The organism is uncultured Devosia sp. (assembly GCF_913055165.1).
GTDB lineage: Bacteria > Pseudomonadota > Alphaproteobacteria > Rhizobiales > Devosiaceae > Devosia.
Genome location: NZ_CAJXJS010000002.1, coordinates 1 through 19,272, shown reverse-complemented (window position 1 = coordinate 19,272; position 19,272 = coordinate 1). Strand labels below are relative to the sequence as shown.

General features: G+C 60.8%; 15 protein-coding genes. 10 read left to right on the top strand and 5 right to left on the bottom strand.

The window, feature by feature from the left end; genetic code table 11:
- The first annotated feature begins 81 nt into the window (after positions 1-81).
- Positions 82-3,489: an AsmA-like C-terminal domain-containing protein gene (locus QZ564_RS01185; RefSeq protein WP_297103536.1), complete on the top strand. Its 3,408-nt coding sequence runs from the start codon at positions 82-84 to the stop codon at positions 3,487-3,489.
- Positions 3,490-3,539: 50 nt separating this feature from the next.
- Here QZ564_RS01185 and tyrS read toward each other — a convergent pair whose 3' ends face one another.
- Positions 3,540-4,784 (bottom strand): tyrosine--tRNA ligase, encoded by a 1,245-nt coding sequence (gene tyrS / locus QZ564_RS01180; RefSeq protein WP_297103533.1) that lies wholly within the window; start codon positions 4,782-4,784, stop codon positions 3,540-3,542.
- Between the two features lie 150 nt (positions 4,785-4,934).
- Positions 4,935-5,597: an alpha/beta hydrolase gene (locus QZ564_RS01175; protein ID WP_297103529.1), complete on the bottom strand. Its 663-nt coding sequence runs from the start codon at positions 5,595-5,597 to the stop codon at positions 4,935-4,937.
- A gap of 287 nt (positions 5,598-5,884) precedes the next feature.
- On the opposite strand from QZ564_RS01175, the gene QZ564_RS01170 reads away from it, so the two are divergent.
- The 9 genes from QZ564_RS01170 to aroA all read left to right on the top strand — a co-directional run bounded on the left by QZ564_RS01170 (position 5,885) and on the right by aroA (position 14,531).
- Positions 5,885-7,030 carry an aminotransferase class V-fold PLP-dependent enzyme gene (locus QZ564_RS01170; RefSeq protein ID WP_297103526.1) on the top strand — a complete coding sequence of 382 codons (1,146 nt, stop codon included), beginning with the start codon at positions 5,885-5,887 and terminating at the stop codon, positions 7,028-7,030.
- A 63-nt stretch (positions 7,031-7,093) separates the two neighbouring features.
- Positions 7,094-8,623 carry a Fe-S cluster assembly protein SufB gene (sufB, locus tag QZ564_RS01165; protein WP_297103523.1) on the top strand — a complete coding sequence of 510 codons (1,530 nt, stop codon included), beginning with the start codon at positions 7,094-7,096 and terminating at the stop codon, positions 8,621-8,623.
- A 2-nt stretch (positions 8,624-8,625) separates the two neighbouring features.
- Entirely contained in the window at positions 8,626-8,988 is a 363-nt protein-coding gene (locus tag QZ564_RS01160; RefSeq protein ID WP_297103521.1) for an ADP-ribosylation/crystallin J1, read from the top strand.
- 39 nt (positions 8,989-9,027) lie between these two features.
- Positions 9,028-9,789, top strand: a complete 762-nt coding sequence (gene sufC / locus QZ564_RS01155) for a Fe-S cluster assembly ATPase SufC (protein WP_297103518.1) — start codon at positions 9,028-9,030, stop codon at positions 9,787-9,789.
- Between the two features lie 3 nt (positions 9,790-9,792).
- Positions 9,793-11,004: a Fe-S cluster assembly protein SufD gene (gene sufD, locus QZ564_RS01150; protein WP_297103515.1), complete on the top strand. Its 1,212-nt coding sequence runs from the start codon at positions 9,793-9,795 to the stop codon at positions 11,002-11,004.
- 136 nt (positions 11,005-11,140) lie between these two features.
- Positions 11,141-12,361 (top strand): cysteine desulfurase, encoded by a 1,221-nt coding sequence (locus QZ564_RS01145; protein ID WP_297103513.1) that lies wholly within the window; start codon positions 11,141-11,143, stop codon positions 12,359-12,361.
- A gap of 74 nt (positions 12,362-12,435) precedes the next feature.
- On the top strand, positions 12,436-12,768 hold the full coding sequence (locus QZ564_RS01140; protein WP_297103817.1) for an SUF system Fe-S cluster assembly protein: 333 nt from the start codon (positions 12,436-12,438) through the stop codon (positions 12,766-12,768).
- A 52-nt stretch (positions 12,769-12,820) separates the two neighbouring features.
- A complete protein-coding gene (locus tag QZ564_RS01135) occupies positions 12,821-13,201 on the top strand; it encodes an iron-sulfur cluster assembly accessory protein (protein ID WP_297103511.1) in 381 nt (126 codons plus the stop codon).
- Between the two features lie 52 nt (positions 13,202-13,253).
- Positions 13,254-14,531 (top strand): 3-phosphoshikimate 1-carboxyvinyltransferase, encoded by a 1,278-nt coding sequence (gene aroA, locus QZ564_RS01130; protein ID WP_297103508.1) that lies wholly within the window; start codon positions 13,254-13,256, stop codon positions 14,529-14,531.
- Here aroA and QZ564_RS01125 read toward each other — a convergent pair whose 3' ends face one another.
- The 3 genes from QZ564_RS01125 to QZ564_RS01115 form a co-directional block, all read right to left on the bottom strand.
- Positions 14,532-15,599, bottom strand: coding sequence for a GGDEF domain-containing protein (locus QZ564_RS01125; RefSeq protein ID WP_297103505.1), 1,068 nt, complete (start codon positions 15,597-15,599; stop codon positions 14,532-14,534).
- A gap of 140 nt (positions 15,600-15,739) precedes the next feature.
- A complete protein-coding gene (locus tag QZ564_RS01120) occupies positions 15,740-17,134 on the bottom strand; it encodes a DEAD/DEAH box helicase (RefSeq protein ID WP_297103501.1) in 1,395 nt (464 codons plus the stop codon).
- A gap of 331 nt (positions 17,135-17,465) precedes the next feature.
- The coding region (locus QZ564_RS01115) for a DNA topoisomerase IV subunit B (RefSeq protein WP_297103499.1) at positions 17,466-19,272 on the bottom strand (1,807 nt) is incomplete at its 5' end.

Genomic DNA, 19,272 nt, shown 5'->3' with positions numbered 1-19,272 from the left:
GCAGTGAACCAAGCAACAGCACCAGATCCGTCCTCGACACAGCCATCTGAACCACCAGCGCGGTCCCCTGGGCTCGGCCGTATGCGCCGGGCGACGATTTGGGTCCTCGGCGTTCCTAGTCTGATCCTGCTGCTGCTTTACGTGGTCATGCTGATCACACCGATCCGCATTCCCTTCACCGGTCAGGCCATCCGCAGTTTCGTGCAGAACTTCGTGCCTGAGACTGCCGATCTGCAAATGGGCGACATGGCTCTGGCACTGGAGGCGGGCGTGTGGCCGGTCATTCAGTTCGCCCCGGTAGAGTTCACGGACAGCAAGTCGGGTGCACGCATTGAAATGGATGCGTTGGAAGTCGGCTTCTCCCCCGCGCGCGCCGTTTTTGGTCAACCGGGTACGACAATCACTATTGTCGGCCCGCATATTCAGATCGTGCAGGATCTTTATGGTCCACGTCCCGGAACGCTCGAGATCGAGGAGGATCCTGATGGTGGCCCGCCCACCGTGCGGGTGCTGGAAGGTGCGGATAGTTTTCCGGCAGTCGCCATCTCTTCGGGGGGCATTTCCTTTGATGCTGGCGCCGCCCCGCCGATGCGCTCGGACAATGACTGGCTCATCTACAACCTCGAAGCCACCGAGCTTGCTGTTGCCGATCTAGTGGAACAGACGGCCCAGGGACGGTTCTCCAGACTAGTGGTTCGAGACGGCCATATTGACATGGCCGATCCCGTCTACGGTCTCTTCCGGCAATTCGAGGCCGTGTCCCTAGAAATCGGGCCTGTTCCCGGCGAACCCAAGGTGACCGGCGAATTCAGCGCGCGCGTTGGCGGTCAAACGGTCGTGGGGACAATCGAGCGCTCCGTCGACCCAGACGGTATACGGCGCTTGCAGGCTGACATCACCAATCTGGATTTTTCGGCCTTCCTTCCTTTCATTGACGATCACGACAGCTTGGCAGCGATGCGGGGCACCGGTGCCATTTCCTTCGACGTCGCCTTTGCGGGCGATACCGGAACGCTCACTGGTGGTGATTTCAAGCTCGATCTGACGGGTTTGGACTTGCGTCTCGGAGATGACTTTTTCCCCGTGGCCAGTTCCATTCTTGATGTCACCTGGGAGCCGGTCCATGGGCGGTTCCACCTGGAAGAGGGCGCGCTTCAGATCGGCCGTTCGACTGCCAGAATATCAGGCGTTTTCGCTCTTGGGCTTGATCCCACTTACGGACCAACTATCGGTATGTCCCTGACGGCGCGGGATGTTGTTATCCACCCCAACGACATGGATGCGCCCAAAACGCCATTTGAACTGGTCGAATTCTCTGGCTGGTCGGCGCCGCTCTATGGCGCCTTGGGCATCGACCGTCTAACCGCCTCCAAAGAGGGCGCAACGGTGGAAACCGCAGGTCGCATCGACATGCTGCAATCGGGCATGGGCCTGGACATGACTATCGCGGGGCAGGGGGTGACGGCGGACGACTTCAAGCGCCTGTGGCCCTACATCATGTCTGGCGAGAGCCGTAACTGGTTTGTTGCCAATGTCACCGAGGGGCGCGTCAAGAATGCGCGAATGCGCTTCAACTTTCCCGTCGGCACCTTGGCAGTGGGCGATGAGAACGCAGCCCTGCCGCCCGACAGCATGTTGATCGACATCGTCGGCGAGGACGTCGCCATCAAGCCAACCTCTGAAATGGCACCGATTCAAATCTCCGGCGAAACCAGGCTGCGCGTCGATGATGTAAACATGACGATCGCCGGTGGCGGTGGGATATTGGAGACCGATGCTGGCATTGTCACCGTCGTCAATCCAGCCATGGTCATGGACAATTCGGTCCCTGACGAAAGCATTATCGAGATTTCGGGTGACCTCGAAGCACCCATCCCAGCGCTGTTGGCCCTGGTCGAGCAGCAACAACCAGATGCGCTCGAGAACCTGGAATTTCCCCTGGACCTTGATGCCATCACCGGTGCCGTCGATCTGGGCCTCGTTGCGACCATCGCTCTGGGCGACGAGGCGGTCGGTCGAGAGATGGATGTCGACTACGTCGTCAATGGCACCGTGACCGGGTTCGCGAGCAGCCAGCCGATTGAAAGGCGCCGCATTTCTGATGGTCAATTCTCATTTTCCGCTTCGCAGGACAGCTATCAGCTCGGTGGCACTGCAGAGATTGACGGCATGACGGCGGAGCTGTCCGTCGAAGGGACCCCGCAATCCGATCCGGTGGTCCGTCTGGGATCGACAATCGCCGTCGCCGATCTCGCCGAGTTCGGTTTTGATGCGTCCGAGTTCCTAGGCGGGCAAGTCCGCTTCGTGGCACAGCCGCTGGCAGACGGGGCCCTGCAAATGTCGGTGGATTTGGAGGCGGCCAGCCTGAGTATCCGCGATCTTGGCATTTCAAAGCCAGTCGGCACACCGGGCCTGCTGACTGCCGTGGTGCGACCGGAAGGTGAAGTCACCCATTTGGAAGATATTGCGCTTGCGTTTGGTAGTGTCCGCCTCGGCGGGCGGCTGGACTACCATGCCAGTGACGGTCTTTTGGCGGCCAATTTCAGCGAGTTTGCCTTGAGTGACGGCGACAGTGCTACGGTAGACCTATCGCCGGTTGAAGGGGGCTTTTCTGTGCGGATTCGCGGCCGCCAGCTTGATCTGAAACCTGTTCTGAGCCGGTTCTTCAGCCTGGGCCAGGGGAGTGGCGGCGTACAGTCGACCCAGTTCGACCAGGCCTTAATCCTGGATGTCCAACTGGATCGGGCGATCGGCTATTACGCCACGACCGCATTCAATCTCGATCTCGACATGTCCCTGCGTGGCATGAACCTCACCCGGGTCAACCTCACCGCCCAGTTCGATGAGGGCAACGCAGTGTCCATCACCACCAACCCCGCGCCCAATGGCAGAACATTGTCCATGGCCTTCAATGATGCCGGGACGGTGCTGCGGCTCCTCGGCATCTATTCACAACTGGCCGGCGGCTCGGGGAGTCTGGTGATGACCACGAACCGCCAGCTCGACCAGGAGACCGGACAGCTGGTCATGCGCAACTTCTCCATTGTCGATGAAGACAATGTTGTTCAGATCCTCGGTAATCACTCCGATTCCCGGGCTGCCATTGCTGCCAGCAACCGTCTCGACTTCCGTGCCGGCCAGGTCGATTTCATCCGCAAGAGCGATCGCGTCGAGGTGACGGACGCGGTGCTCGCCGGAGACACCGTGGGCGGCACGCTGCGCGGCTTCATCTATACCGACCAGCGCCAATACGATCTCACGGGAACCTATGTGCCCCTCTTCGGTCTGAACAACATCTTCCAGCAATTGCCCATTCTCGGCCCGCTGCTCGGCGGTCGGGATGGAGAGGGCCTGGTCGGCGTGACCTTCGCCGTGCGCGGTCCCCTGCAAGACCCGCAATTCCTGGTCAACCCGCTATCGATCCTCGCCCCCGGCATTTTCCGGGAGATGTTCGAGTTTCGTGCCCGCGAATTGCCGCCGGCACAATAAGATAGGGCGCCCGCTGGGGCGCCCTGGATCCATCCGCAACAGTGCGATTACTAGACCGGCTTCAATAGCGCATGCCGCTTCTTGCCGATTGAAAGCTTGATGACCCCTTCCGGTAAGAGCGCGTTCTCCGCCAGGGAAAGCTTGTCATCGTCAATGACCGCATCATTGACGCGCACCGCACCCGACGCCACATGCCGCCTTGCCTCGCCATTGGAGGCGGCGAGCCCTGCCTTTACCAGTGCCGAAAGAACACCAATGCCAGCCGCCAGCTCGGCATGGGTGATTTCGGCCGTCGGCAAGGACAGGTCGAGCTTGCCGGTCTCGAAGGTCGCGCGCGCCGTTTCTGCCGCGCCTTCTGCCGCCTCGCGGCCACGCAGCATGGCTGTCACTTCGGTGGCGAGGCGCTTTTTGGCTTCGTTGATGTCGCCGGCCACAACACGGGCAATCTCATCGAGGGGCAGCGTGGTGTAGAGCTTTAGGAACCGCTCCACGTCAGCGTCCTCAGTATTGCGCCAGTACTGCCAGAAGTCGTAGGCCGAGAGCATGTCCGCATTGAGCCAGATGGCGCCATTGAGCGACTTGCCCATCTTGGCGCCCGATGCTGTCGCCAACAATGGCGAGGTCAGCGCATAAAGCTGTGGCGTCCCCAGACGATGGCCGAGGTCGATGCCGTTGACGATGTTGCCCCACTGGTCCGACCCGCCCATCTGTAGCCTCACGCCGTAGCGCTTGTTGAGCTCGACGAAGTCATAGGCCTGCAGGATCATGTAGTTGAATTCGAGGAAGGAGAGCGACTGCTCGCGATCAAGCCGTTGCTTGACCGAGTCGAAGCTCAGCATCCGGTTGACCGAGAAATGCTGCCCCACGTCACGCAGGAATTCGAGATAATTGAGCGGCATCAGCCACTCGGCATTGTTGAGCATCAGCGACTTGCCCTCGCTGAAGTCAAGGTAATTTGCGAAGACCTGCTTGATGCTGTCGATATTGGCCTGGATCATATCCGGCGTCATCAGCTTGCGGGCCTCGTCCTTGAAGGACGGATCGCCCACCATGCCCGTGCCGCCGCCCATCAGGGCGACTGCGCGATGACCGGTCTTTTCCAGCCAGTGCAGCATCATGATCTGGATCAGGCTGCCCACATGGAGTGAGGCGGCCGTGGGGTCGAAACCGATGTAGGCGGTGACGGTTTCAGTGGAGAAGAGATTGTCCAGCCCCGCATCGTCCGAGGTCTGGTGGATGAATCCACGCTCGGACAGGGTACGCAGGAATTCAGATTTGTATTCGAACTTGGTCATCTTGGTGCGATCCAAAGGCCGTCCCTGTCACAGGGTCGTTCCCGCAAGAGCGGGAACCTCTGCTTGAAAGGACCACCGGTAGAGAAACGGAGGTCCCCGCTTTCGCGGGGGTGACACCGAGGTGTTTCAATCGCAGTTGTGCGCCCTGAACTAGCGCCCGCCGCCGTCCGCGATCTCCTGACGGCGACGGTCGAGATATTCAGCGCAGCGCGTGGTCAGCTCGTCGATCTTGCCTTCGTAGAAGTGGTTCGCCCCCTCCACGATCTGCTGTTCAATTGTGATGCCCTTTTGCGTCTTGAGCTTGTCCACCAGCTTCTGCACGGACGAAGGCGGAGCAACCCGGTCCTTGTCGCCATGAATAATCAGGCCAGAAGACGGGCAGGGGGCTAGAAACGAGAAGTCGTAAAGGTTTTCCGGCGGCGACACCGAAATGAAGCCCTCCACTTCCGGACGACGCATCAGCAGTTGCATGCCGATCCAGGCGCCGAAGGAGAAGCCGGCGATCCAGCAGCCGCGCGATTCACGGTTGATGATCTGCAGCCAGTCCAGCGCCGCGGCAGCGTCCGAGAGTTCGCCGATGCCGTGGTCGAAAACGCCCTGCGAACGGCCCACGCCGCGCGAATTGAAGCGCAGCACGGAAAAACCACGCTCAGCGAACATGTAGAAGAGATTGTAGACGATCTGGTTGTTCATCGTCCCGCCGAACTGCGGATGCGGATGCAGCACGATGGCCACCGGCGCATTCGGTTCCTTGCCCGGCTGGTACCGGCCTTCCAGGCGCCCTTCCGGGCCGTTGAAGATCACTTCTGGCATAAGTTTGTTCCGGCCTTTTCTGGCTCTGTCTCGTCGGCTGTCCGGACCCCTCTGGGGAAAGCTGCTCGCGGCTTGACTAAGCGCGGGCCGCTCCCTAAAACATGGGTCCGAAACACCAGTTTAGAATTATTCGAAACTCGGTTTTGGGCCGCACTGCGGCCCATTGGAGCGCCCCTTGTAATGAAGTTGGGCGGGAAATTTCAAGAAGTGTTTGGTTGCGGCCCCGCAAGAGGGTCCCGCGGCGGGCATAGGAGCTACCATGGGCGCGCATGCGTCCGGAAAGCGCGATGACGAGAGCGGCCACATATCTCGATCACAATGCGTCCGCCCCGCTTCGTCCTGAAGCGCGGGAAGCGATGCTTGGCGCCCTTTCCCTGACAGGCAATCCGTCCTCGATCCATGTCCATGGCCGTGCCCTGCGCAACGCCGTCGAGACTGGCCGGCAGCAGGTAGCACGTCTGGCCGGCGCTGAACCCAGGCAGGTTGTCTTCACCAGTTCGGCAACCGAGGCCATCACCCAGGCGTTGGTTGCCGGCGCAAAGGCATTCTCAGCAGACGCCGTGGCCGTCAGTACGGGGGAGCACTCCGCCGTGTTAAAGGCGGCAGAGGCCACGGGTCTGCCTGTCTGGACAATCGGGCTTGATGCCGAGGGGCGCATTGATCTCGATCAATTGGCCGGAGTTCTGGCGCGCGCCGAAGACGAGAAAGCGACCCTGCTCGTCGCAGTTCATTGGGTGAACAACGAAACCGGTGTGATTCAACCCATTGAGCGCGTAAACGCAATAGTCGGCCCGACGCGCCACACGCTCTTTGTCGATGCCGTGCAGGCCTTCGGCAAGCTGCCCCTGGACTTTGCGGCCTCCGCGCCCGACATGATGGCCATAAGCGGGCACAAGATCGGGGCGCCTGCAGGTATTGGCGCTTTGCTGGCCAAGGCTCATGCTGACACCGCGCGCCTCATTCCCGGCGGCGGCCAGGAACAGGGTCGGCGCGGCGGCACGGAGCCGGTCGCGCTGATTGCCGCCTTTGGTGCGGCTGCCGAGGTGTCGGCCTATGACGCAGAAGCTATGGTTGCACTGACCGGCCGCATTGAAGCGGGCCTAAAGTCCATGGCGCCGGGCGTCGTGATCTTCGGGCAGGGTGCGACGCGTATTGGTAATGTTACGAATTTTGCCGTCCCGGGTTTGAGCAACGCTACGGCCCTGATGGCATTGGACCTGATGGGGCTCTCTGTGTCATCGGGCTCGGCATGCTCGTCGGGCAAAGTTGGCGTGAGCCACGTATTGGCGGGCATGGGTGTTCCCAAGGCGCTTGCTGAAGGCGCCTTGCGCGTGAGCTTCGGCTGGAACTCGACTACGGCGGATGCCGACGCGTTCCTCGCCGGATTTGAGACAATCCTGTCGCGCCAAAAGCAGGCAGGTAAGGCGGCATAGCCGCCACCCGAATATGTGTTCGCGGCGGCCTTGAACCGCCGAGGGACTTGAAGGAGAAGCCGCATGGCGGACTACAACATTCCCACTCTCAAGGAAGAGATTGACCGGGAAACGGTTGAACAGGTTTTGGCGCTCGACGTCGACAAGTACAAATACGGCTTTGAGACCGATATTGAATCCGACGTTGCCCCGCCGGGCCTGACCGAGGAGACCATCCGCTTCATCTCGGCCAAGAAGGACGAGCCCGAATGGATGCTGGAATGGCGCCTGGAGGCCTTCCGCCGCTGGCAGACCATGGAAGAGCCCAACTGGGCCAAGGTCCACTATCCCAAGATCGACTTCCGGAGCATCAGCTACTATGCGGCGCCAAAGAGCTTCAAAGGCCCCAAAAGCCTGGATGAAGTCGATCCCGAGCTCCTCAAGACCTATGAAAAGCTTGGCATTCCGCTCAAGGAACAGGCCATTCTGGCTGGTGTCCAGGGTGCGGGCGAACCGACCGGCACGCCGTTCTCGGGCAATGTCGCCGTGGACGCCGTCTTTGACTCGGTTTCCGTGGTCACGACCTTCCGCGAGGAACTGGCTAAGCAGGGTATCATCTTCTGCTCGATCTCGGACGCCATCCGCGAGCATCCCGAACTGGTGCAGAAATACCTCGGCTCGGTGGTTCCGGTCTCCGACAACTACTATGCCACGCTCAATTGCGCCGTCTTCACCGATGGGTCCTTCGTCTACATCCCCAAGGGCGTCCGTTGCCCGATGGAATTGTCGACCTATTTCCGTATCAACGAGAAGAAAACCGGGCAGTTCGAGCGCACGCTGATCATCGCCGACGATGACAGCTATGTCTCCTACCTCGAGGGCTGCACGGCCCCAATGCGCGACGAGCACCAGTTGCACGCCGCCGTGGTGGAACTGGTTGCCCTCGACAATGCCGAGATCAAGTATTCCACCGTCCAGAACTGGTATCCCGGCGACAAGGACGGCAAGGGCGGCATCTACAATTTCGTCACCAAGCGTGGCGATTGCCGCGGCAAGAACTCGCACATATCCTGGACCCAGGTGGAAACCGGCTCGGCCATCACCTGGAAATATCCGAGCTGCATCCTGCGCGGCGACGGTTCGCGCGGCGAGTTCTATTCCATTGCCATTTCCAACGGCTATCAGCAGGTCGATAGCGGCACCAAGATGCTGCATCTGGGCAAGAACACCTCCAGCCGCATCATCTCCAAGGGCATTGCTGCCGGCTTCTCGGACAATACCTATCGCGGCCAGGTCTCGGCCCACGCCAAGGCCAAGAACGCCCGCAACTTCACCCAGTGCGACTCGCTGCTGATCGGTGACAAGTGTGGCGCGCATACTGTGCCCTATATCGAAAGCCGCAACGGCACGGCCGTCTTCGAGCACGAAGCAACCACGTCCAAGATTTCCGACGACCAGATGTTCTACTGCATGCAGCGGGGCCTTTCCGAAGAGGAAGCGGTGGCGCTGATCGTTAACGGCTTCGTCCGCGACGTGCTGCAACACCTGCCCATGGAATTCATGGTCGAAACCCAGAAGCTGATCTCGATCAGCCTCGAAGGCAGTGTCGGATAGCTATGGTTGACGTCGTCACACTCTATCGTCCTGTCGGACTTGAGGAACTTAAGCTGATCGAAGAGGCAGGCTCACGGGCATTCCCCCCCCGCTTGCCGGATCAGCCCATCTTCTATCCGGTGACCAACGAAGGTTATGCGACGCAGATTGCCCGCGACTGGAACACCCGCCACGGCTCAAAGCAGGGGTTTGTGACGCGCTTCGATGTTGACGCCAGCTACTTGGCGCGTTTCGAGCGTCAGATTGTCGGTGGACAGCAGCACGAGGAATTCTGGGTTCCTGCCGAGGAACTCCCTGAATTTAACGCCCATATCGTCGGCAAAATCGAGGTGATCAGTCACTTCAAAGAGGGCGACGCGCAATGACCTGCATGCGCCGTCCTGCCGAGCATTCCGGAGAAACTAATGACCACGCCCGTTCTTGAAATCCGCAACCTGCACGCCCGCATCGAGGAACGCGAAATCCTCAAAGGTGTGAACCTCATCATCCCGCCCGGCGAGGTTCATGCGATCATGGGCCGCAATGGCTCGGGCAAGTCGACGCTGAGCTACGTACTGGCCGGCAAGGAAGACTATGAGATCACCGAGGGCGAAGTCCTGCTCAACGGCGAAAACATCCTCGAGATGGAGCCCGATGAGCGCGCCGCTGCCGGCCTGTTCCTGGCTTTCCAGTATCCAATCGAAATCCCGGGCGTCGCCACCATGACCTTCCTCAAGGCCGCGCTCAACGCCCAGCGCAAGGCCCGTGGCGAGGCCGAACTGTCGACACCGGACTTCATGCGCGCGGTCAAGGAAGCTGGCGCTCAGCTCAATATCGACAACGATATGCTCAAGCGCCCGCTCAATGTCGGCTTCTCCGGCGGCGAAAAGAAGCGCGCCGAGATCATGCAGATGGCGTTGCTCAAGCCCTCGCTGGCCGTGCTCGACGAGACCGACTCCGGCCTCGATATCGACGCACTGCAGGTCGTCTCCAAGGGCGTCAATGCCCTGCGTGACGGCCAGCGCTCCATGCTGGTCATCACCCACTATCAGCGCCTCCTCAACCACATTGTGCCCGACGTCGTGCATGTCTTCTCGGACGGCAGGATCGTCGAGAGCGGCGACAAGGACCTGGCCCTCAAGCTCGAGGCCCAGGGCTATGCCAGCTACGGCGGAGAGGCTGCCTAAATCATGCGCGCAAACTTTCCTGTTCGTCTCGGCCCGGCCGAGGACGCTCTGATCGCCCAGCTCAAGGCTGCCGGCGCGGACTCCACAGCCGAGCGCATCACCGTGGCCGGCCTGCCGACCCGTCGCGTCGAGAGCTACCACTATACCGATCTAAAGACCCTGCTGCGGGCGATTCCGCCTGTTGCAAACGCAGCCAATGAAGCCAGCGCACCGGCGCTGCGCATTCCCGGTGCCTTCAACCTGATGATTGCCAATGGTGCCATCCAGAATGCCGCCACGGCCCCCGCCGGCGTCATTGTTGGCAAGGCCGATGGCGGTGTGCTGACCACCCGCGACGACGTCTTGGTGCACATCAATGGGGCGCTGGCCAAGGAAGCGCTGACCCTCACGCTGGAAAACAGCGTCGATCCGGTCATCCAGGTGGAGCGTCGTATTGAAGGCGAGGCGGCCCATGTTGCTGATGCGCTGAAGGTTTTCGTGGCTGATGACGCCTCGGCGACGATCGTCGAAACATTCTCGGGATCCGATGCGGCGCATGTGGGGAACCACGCGACCTATCTGTCCGTGGGCAGGAATGCCGTGGTGACCCATATTACCATCGACCTCAGCGCCCGCGCCGTGTCACATTTCGCCACGAACGAGTATCAGCTCGCCGATGGCGCCAGACTGCGCACCCTGGTGATCCATGCCGGCGCCGGGCTCGCCCGTACCCATGTGTTCCCGCGCATGGCCGGTGCCGGAGCCCATGCCGATCTCACTGGCCTCAATTTGGTGGCCGACGGCCAGCATGCCGACATCACTATGGAAACCCTGCACGCGGTGCCGCACACATCCTCGCAGCCGCTGTTCAAGTCCATTGTACGCGGCCGGGCCAAGGCCATCGTTCAGGGCAAGCTTGTGGTGGCCCGCGATGCCCAGAAGACCGATGCCAAGTTCATGCATCAGGGCTTGATGCTCTCCGATGAAGCCGAGATTCTCTCCAAGCCCGAACTCGAAATCTATGCCGACGACGTCGTCTGCGGCCACGGTTCGACCTGCGGGATGATCGATGAAGATAGCTTGTTCTATCTCATGAGCCGAGGCATTCCCAAGTCCGAGGCAGAGACCATGCTGGTGCGCGGCTTCATCGCGGAACTCTTCGATCCGATTGACGACGAAGAGCTCAACGAAGCGCTGCAGACTATCGTCGATAGCTGGCTGATGGTGGGTAAGTAAGATCCCGCCGCCCAGCGTGTCCGCGGGTCGGAAGCTGGGTCAAATGATGAATGTGTGACGCTGAAGGTGCCACATCGTCTCCCTCCCCCTTGTGGGGAGGGACCAAGGGTGGGGGTGTCCCACCACGGAAGCGAACATGACCTTCGACCTCGAAAAAATCCGCGCCGACTTCCCGATACTCGGCGAACAGATTCATGGCCACCGCCTCGTCTATCTTGATAGCGGCGCATCTGCCCAGAAACCCGTCCAGGTGCTGGACCGCATGGATCACGCTTTTCGGCATGAATACGCCAACGTTCACCGGGGCTTGCACACGCTCGCCAATCGGGCGACGGAAGGCTACGAAGCCGGTCGTGAAAGTGCGCGCCGCTTCCTCAACGCGGGACGGGTCGAAGAGATCATATTCACAAAGTCCGCGACCGAGGCGATCAACCTGGTTGCTTCATCTTTCGTTGGGCCGCGCATCGGGGCAGGGGACGAGATTGTCACAACGATTATGGAGCATCACTCCAATATCGTGCCCTGGCATTTCCACCGCGAACGCAAGGGCGCGATTATCAAGTGGATCGACGTCGACGATGATGGCGTTCTCGATATCGATGCCTTCGAGGCGTCGCTGACAGACCGCACGCGTATCGTCGCTGTTACGCATATGTCCAACGTTCTGGGCACGGTGAACCCGATCAAGCGCATCATCGAGATCGCACATGCCCGCGGCATCGCGGTTCTGGTCGATGGTTCCCAGGGGGCAGTTCACACCACTGTCGACGTGCAGGACCTCGACGTCGATTTCTACGTCATGACCGGCCACAAGCTCTATGGACCCACCGGCATCGGCGTACTCTATGGCAAGTACGAACTGCTCGCGGAGATGCAGCCCTACCAGGGCGGTGGCGAGATGATTGAAACCGTGACACTTAACGGCGTCACCTACAACGAGCCGCCGCATCGTTTCGAAGCCGGCACGCCGCCCATCGTTCAGGCCATGGGGCTTGGTGCAGCTCTTGACTATATGCAGATGATCGGCCGCGACGCCATTGCCGCCCATGAGCACGACGTGGCAGCCTACGCGCACGAAAAGCTGAGCCGCATCAATTCCCTGCGCCAGATCGGCACAGCCCCGGGCAAGGGCGGCATCTTCTCCTTCGAGATCGCCGGCGCCCACGCCCACGACGTCGCCACCATTCTCGACCGTTACGGCATCGCCGTGCGCGCTGGCACGCACTGCGCGCAGCCCTTGTTGGCCAGATTTGGTGTTACCTCTACATGCCGAGCGTCCTTCGCCCTATATAACGGCAAGGACGACGTTGACGCTTTGGTGGATGGCATCGAGCGTGCCCAGAAATTCTTCGCCTGAGGAAGAGAGTGATGAGCCAAGAAACCGGAACCGAATCCCCGGCGACCGAAACCGATGTCCGTATCGCCCCGACCATGCCGTCGGGCCTCTCCGAGTCGGAGGTAGAACGGATCACAACGGATTTGATCGGCGCGCTCAAAACCGTTTATGACCCGGAGATTCCGGTCGATATCTACGAACTCGGCCTGATTTACCGAGTGGATCTCGACGATGACCGCAACCTGACCATTGATATGACCCTGACCGCCCCGGGATGCCCCGTGGCTGGCGAAATGCCCGGCTGGGTTGAGAACGCTGCCCGCGGCGTGGAGGGTATTCAGGACGTCACCGTCAATATGGTCTTCGACCCGCCTTGGGACGCCTCACGCATGAGCGAGGAAGCTCAAGTCGCGTTGAACTGGTGGTAAGTTTGCGCGTTTCACCCTATATATCGTGAAACGCCGATAAAGGTACTCGCCCATGGCCTTCAAGATCATGTCGCTGACCGATGCTGCTGCTGAGCGCATCGCCGAAATCATCGAAGATTCCGAAAAGCCCGTGATTGGTCTGCGGGTGGGCATCAAGAATGCGGGTTGTGCTGGTGTGTCCTACACCATGGACTATGTCGAAGCGCCCAACCCAGGCGATGATCACGTGGAGGACCACGGCGTCAACGTCTGGGTCGACCCCAAGGCCACCATGTATCTCCTCGGCACCGTGATGGACTTCGAAGCGACGAAGATGGGATCGAGCTTCACCTTCAAAAATCCCAATCAGACGGGTGCGTGCGGCTGCGGCGAGAGCGTTACGCTGGCTCCGGCCGACCTAAAGGCGCTCGCCGAGGCGAGGACTGGCGCCTGATCTGCACGACGCGATTGCGTCGGTCCTCGGTTTCGCCTAACACCACGGCATCATGCCGAACGCCCTTCCTGCCGCCTATAGAATTGTTCCACCCAACCGTCCGCTTTCAGGTCGTGTTTCACCGCCTGGCAGCAAGTCGATCACCAATCGGGTACTCTTGCTTGCCGCCATGGCCGAGGGCACCAGTCGGCTGACCGGAGCACTCAAGAGCAAGGACACAGTGCTCATGGCTCGTGCGCTGCGCGAGATGGGGGTGACCGTCGAGGAGCCGGACGCCACGACCTTTCTGGTCACCAGCACAGGGCGCCTCGTGGCGCCTGCTGCTCCCCTGTTCCTTGGCAATGCCGGCACCGCAACACGCTTCCTGACAGCCGCTGTCGCAACCATCGAGGGAACCGTGGTTGTCGATGGCGACGAAGACATGCGTCTGCGCCCCATTCGCCCCTTGGTCGATGCCTTGGTGTCCCTTGGGATCGATGCGCATTGCCCCACCGGCTGCCCCCCTGTGACCATCCACGGCACCGGCCGGTTCGGCTCAGGTCGGGTAGAGATCGACGCTTCGCTCTCGAGCCAATACGTGTCCGCCCTGCTGATGGCAGCGCCCTTTGGCGATGGTGCTATCGAGGTCGCGCTCACCGGCAAGGATATCGGCGCGCGCGGTTATGTCGACCTGACATTGGCGGCCATGCGGGCTTTTGGCGCCCAGGTGGAGGATCGTGTGGACGGATCCTGGTTGGTGCAACCGACCGGCTACAAGGCGACCGACTTCCACATCGAACCTGACGCCTCCGCAGCTACCTATCTCTGGGGAATCGAAGCCCTGACAGGCGGCAAGATCGATCTGGGCGTGCCGACCGAAGCCTTCACGCAGCCAGATGCCGCCGCTCAAGCGACAATCGCCCAGTTTCCGAATATGCCTGAAGTTATCGACGGATCGCAGATGCAGGACGCCGTCCCAACCATTGCAGTGGTGGCCGCTTTCAACAACCGCCCGGTGCGTTTCGTCGGGATAGCCAACCTGCGAGTCAAGGAAACCGACCGCATTCGAGCCGTGGCCAATGAACTCAATCGCATCCGCCCCGGCCTGGCGCGGGAGGAGGGTGACGACCTCATCGTCAATGCCGATCCCGCATTGATGGACGTCGCCCATCGCAACGCCACCAGCCGGATCGAGACCTATCACGACCACCGCATTGCCATGAGCTTTGCGTTGGCGGGTCTGCGCATCGGCGGCGTGACCATTCTTGACCCTGCCTGCACTGGCAAGACCTATCCGGAATATTGGGAGATGCTGTCCGGCCTTGGCGTCGAACTGATCCCGACCGCCTGATCAGGCCGCTGACGCGTCCTTGGCGGGCGCTTCGTCGATCTCGACCAGCTCAGTCTCACTGACCACCCGGTTCCTTCCGGCCCGCTTGGCGGCATAGAGGCAGCGATCGGCTCGCTCGATAAGCGACACAGCATTGTCGCTTGCCGTGAACGCCGCCACGCCGAATGACGCCGTGATGCGGCCGAGCTTCTCGTTTGTGGAGCGCTTGAGCAGCTCCTTGGCTTGTATGGCCTTGCGGATGTTCTCCGCGACGATGACTGCACCATCCAGATCGGTCGATGGCAGCACGGCCACGAATTCCTCGCCGCCATAACGAGCGGCAAGGTCTCTGCCCTTGATGTTTGACTTCAATGTCATTGCCACCAGTCGCAAGACCTGGTCGCCTGTCTGGTGTCCATAGGTATCGTTGAACGACTTGAAGTGATCGATGTCGACCAATAGCAGGCTCAGTGCTTCACCCGTCTGTTCGGACTCCTTAATCGCGTCCGCCAGGCCTTCGTCGAAGCTCTTCCGGTTGGCGATCTTGGTCAGCGGGTCGAGCATGGATTCGCGCCGGACATCGTCCAGATCGCGTTGCAGGGCAGCAATATCTTCCCGCGACGCTTCCAGCTTGAGCTCAAGTTGGCGATTGGTATCCTGCATGCGCCGGGTCTCTGCCAACAAGCGGGTCGCCAGGGCCCGCATGTCGTTGGTGCTCAAGTCGCGTTCCAGATCGCCGCTGGCCGACTGCAGCGAACCGGAATAGGCGTTGGCAGTGGTCATCGCACTGTCGATTGCCTCATGCACCGCTTCAATGCGGGCATGCATGCGCTCCGACACGCTCGACATACGGTCGTTTACGTCAGACTTCAGAAATTCATTGTAGAGCGTCTCCGCCAGCTCCGAGGAGGGCACGTTGCCGCTTCTGAAAATGGCGTTGATGCGATTGTTCAGCGACGGGTTCACGCCCGTCGCATAGGTATAGAGAAGCTCATAGAATTGCGGATAGGGGGGAATCCGGCTGCGCTTGAGCAGATCAAACGCCGCATTGGCGTATCCCAGGGTACGCGTAAATTCTTGGTCCGACACTACCCCACCCCGCGCGCCGTTGCGCTCCGACCGTATCGTTCTACGTTAGTTGAGTCGGGACCAGAAAATACAGTCCCGCCTTGCCTTCTAACAAGCTGTGCCCACAATATTGGTGTGCTTTCGCACCAATATTGAAGCACTCACTGCGTCATCCTTGCTGGCCGCAACAGAAATGCTGGCACCGGTCCCGCATCTCCAAACGGCGTATCTGACGGAGAATCCTCAGTTTTCTTGGCCGCACGTTGTCGTGTCGGCTTCTTTGCCGCCGGTTCGGCGCTGTCCCCGCTAACTGCAGATGCGACCGGCTTCTCGGCCACTGGTTTGGCAGCCTTTGTGCGGCGGCCCCGAGCCGGCTTGCCTGTTTCGGCGGTCTCTTGCTTGCCCTCGGTCTGCGGCTTGCTGGCCTTGTCGCCTTCGAGCCAGTCAATCGGCTTCTGAATGAGCTTGAGAATGGCGTCCAGATGCTTGCCATCCGCGGGACCCACAAAGGTGTAGGCGACGCCTGAGCGGCCCGCGCGACCAGTTCGACCGATACGGTGAACATAGTCTTCGGCATGCACGGGCACGTCGAAGTTGAACACATGGCTCACAGCCGGAATGTCCAGCCCTCTTGCCGCTACATCGCTGGCGACCAGCAGCGTCAGCTTGTTGGTCTTGAACGCATCGAGCGTTTCCATACGGCTTTTCTGGTCCATATCGCCATGCAGAGCACCGGCAGAATAGCCGTGCCGCTGCAGGGAACGGGCGAGCGTGGCCACGTCGCGCTTGCGATTGCAGAAGATGATCGCGTTCGTAAGCCCCGCAGACGCGTCAATGCGTGCCCTGAGTGCCGCACGCTTTTCGTCCGGCTTGGACGGCACCTTTACCAGCTTCTGGTCAATGGTGTCGGCGGTGGACGCAGTGCGCGAGACTTGCACATGCACCGGATCTTTGAGGAACCGCTTGGTCAGCCGTTCGATCTGCGGGTCCATGGTGGCCGAGAACAGCATGGTCTGGCGTCGCGGCGGCAAGCGCGAACAGATTTTCTCGATATCGTCGATGAATCCCATGTCCAGCATGCGGTCGGCCTCGTCAATGACGAGAATTTCCACGCCCGTAAGCAGGATTTTGCCGCGATCGAATTGGTCCAGCAGTCGCCCAGGAGTGGCGATCAGCACATCCACACCGCGATCGAGCTTCTTGTTCTGGTCCTCGAAGGACACGCCCCCGATGATCAGGGCCATCGAGAGCCGGTGATTTTTACCGTACTTCTCGAAATTATCGGCGACCTGGGCGGCCAGTTCGCGCGTCGGCTCCAGAATGAGCGTGCGCGGCATGCGCGCACGGGCGCGTCCCTTTTCCAGTAGCGTCAGCATGGGCAGGACGAAAGATGCTGTCTTGCCGGTGCCGGTCTGGGCAATGCCGATCAGGTCCTTCTTCTCGAGAAGGTGGGGGATGGCCTGGGCCTGGATTTCCGTTGGCTTGTCATAGCCAGCGGCGGCTACAGCGTCGGTAACCTTGGTCGATAGGCCCAGTCCGGAAAAGTCGTCGGTCAAGTTGGTCGTTCCACTCAACAGTCTGCCCGCTGCCTTGCCGGACCGAGGGGCTCGGCCGGTGCGCCGGTCGTTGGAATTGCGCAAGTTCTGCCCTGTGGGGCGCGCGTCCCTTGCATGAGAGCGGATGGACTATGAAATACTGATACGCATCCGCACGGTGACATTGCAGCGGCAATCTGTCCGGGCCGGGGTCAATGTCGCGCTGGTGAAACGCCTTAACGGGTCCGTGCCTGCGACCCGCGAGAATATCCCAGCGGCGCGGACCATAGCGCAAACCCCTTATCTGTCAACGGTCTTGGGCCTTGCAAACGTGAACGCGGTTAAGGCCGGCTCACACGTCGAGGTCGGTGACGAAGGCTGCGTTCTCCTGAATGAACTCAAAACGTGCTTCTGGCTTGCTGCCCATAAGGCGGTCAACGGTATGCCGGGTGGCATCCCGGTCATCCAGAACCTTCACCTGCAGTAGCGTCCTGGTCTTGGGAGACATCGTGGTTTCGCGCAGGTGCGCGAAGGGCATTTCGCCCAAGCCCTTGAACCGGGTGGTGTCGATCTTGCCCTTCCCGGTGAACTCGGTGGCCATCAGCTCGGCCCGGTGTGCATCGTCGCGTGCATAGAGCGTCTTGCCGCCCTGGCTGATGCGATAGAGCGGGGGTAGGGCCAGGTACAGGTGGCCGTTTTCGATCAGGCGCGGCATCTCCTGGAAAAAGAAGGTGATCAGGAGCGAGGCGATATGCGCGCCGTCCACGTCCGCATCGGTCATGATGATGATCTTGTCATAGCGCAGATCATCCTCGGTATAGCGGTCACGGGTGCCGCAGCCCAGCGCCTGGACCAGGTCTGCGATCAACTGGTTTGCTGCGAGCTTGTCGCGGCTCGCCCCGGCAACATTCAGGATCTTTCCGCGGAGCGGCAGCACGGCCTGATTGGTACGGTTACGCGCCTGCTTGGCGGAGCCGCCCGCCGAATCGCCCTCGACGATGAACAACTCCGCGCCTTGGGCTGCGTTCTGCGTACAGTCGGCAAGCTTGCCCGGCAGCCGCAATTTGCGCGTGGCGCTGGCGCGATCAATTTCCTTTTCCTTGCGACGGCGCAGCCTTTCCTCGGCGCGCTCGATCGCCCAGTCTAGGAGCTTTCCTGCCTGTTGGGGCGAGGCCGCCAGCCAGTGGTCGAATGCATCGCGCAGGGCCGCATCAACAATGCGAGTTGCTTCCCCTGAGGCCAGCTTGTCCTTGGTCTGGCCGACGAATTCCGGCTCGCGCACGAACACGGATAGCATGGCCGCGCATGATGTCAGAACGTCCTCGGCCGTGAGGTTTGCCGCACCTTTGTTCTTGGTCAGTTCGGCGTAGTTCTTGAGGCCTCGTAGCAGTGCCATGCGCAAGCCGGCTTCATGCGTCCCGCCATCGGGTGTCGGCACGGTATTGCAGTAGGACTGCACGCCGCCATCGCCGATCGTCCAGGCGATCGCCCATTCCACTGAACCGTGGCTGCCCGGCTTCCCGCTGCGTCCGGCGAAAATATCGTCCGTGATCCGCGTTTCGCCCTCGATACGGGCTGTCATGTAGTCCTTGAGCCCGTCGGGATAGTGGAACACCGCCTTGGCCGGAACCTCTTCACTGGCGAGGCTTTCGTCACAGCTCCAGCGCAGCTCCACGCCGCCGAACAGATAGGCCTTGGCGCGCGTCATGCGGAAAATGCGGCCTGCCGAGAAATGCGCTGCCGGCCCGAAGATCTGGGGATCCGGGTGGAAGCGTGTGGTGGTGCCCCGTCGGTTCTGCACGCGTCCGACATTGACCACGTCCTCAACCACCAGGCCGCGGGAAAACTGGATGCGATAAAGCTGCTGGTCGCGGGCGACTTCGACGACCATGTCGTCGGACAGGGCATTGACGACGGACACCCCAACGCCGTGCAAACCGCCTGAAGTTTCATAGGCTTTGCTGTCGAACTTGCCACCGGCGTGGAGGACCGTGTGAACGATTTCGAGCGTCGAGCGGTTGGGAAATTTCGGATGCTTTTCGACCGGAATGCCGCGGCCGTTATCGGTAACCGTGATGTATCCGTCAGCGCCCAGATGCACCTCGATCCGCGTCGCGTGGCCGGCAATGGCCTCGTCCATGGAATTGTCGATCACCTCG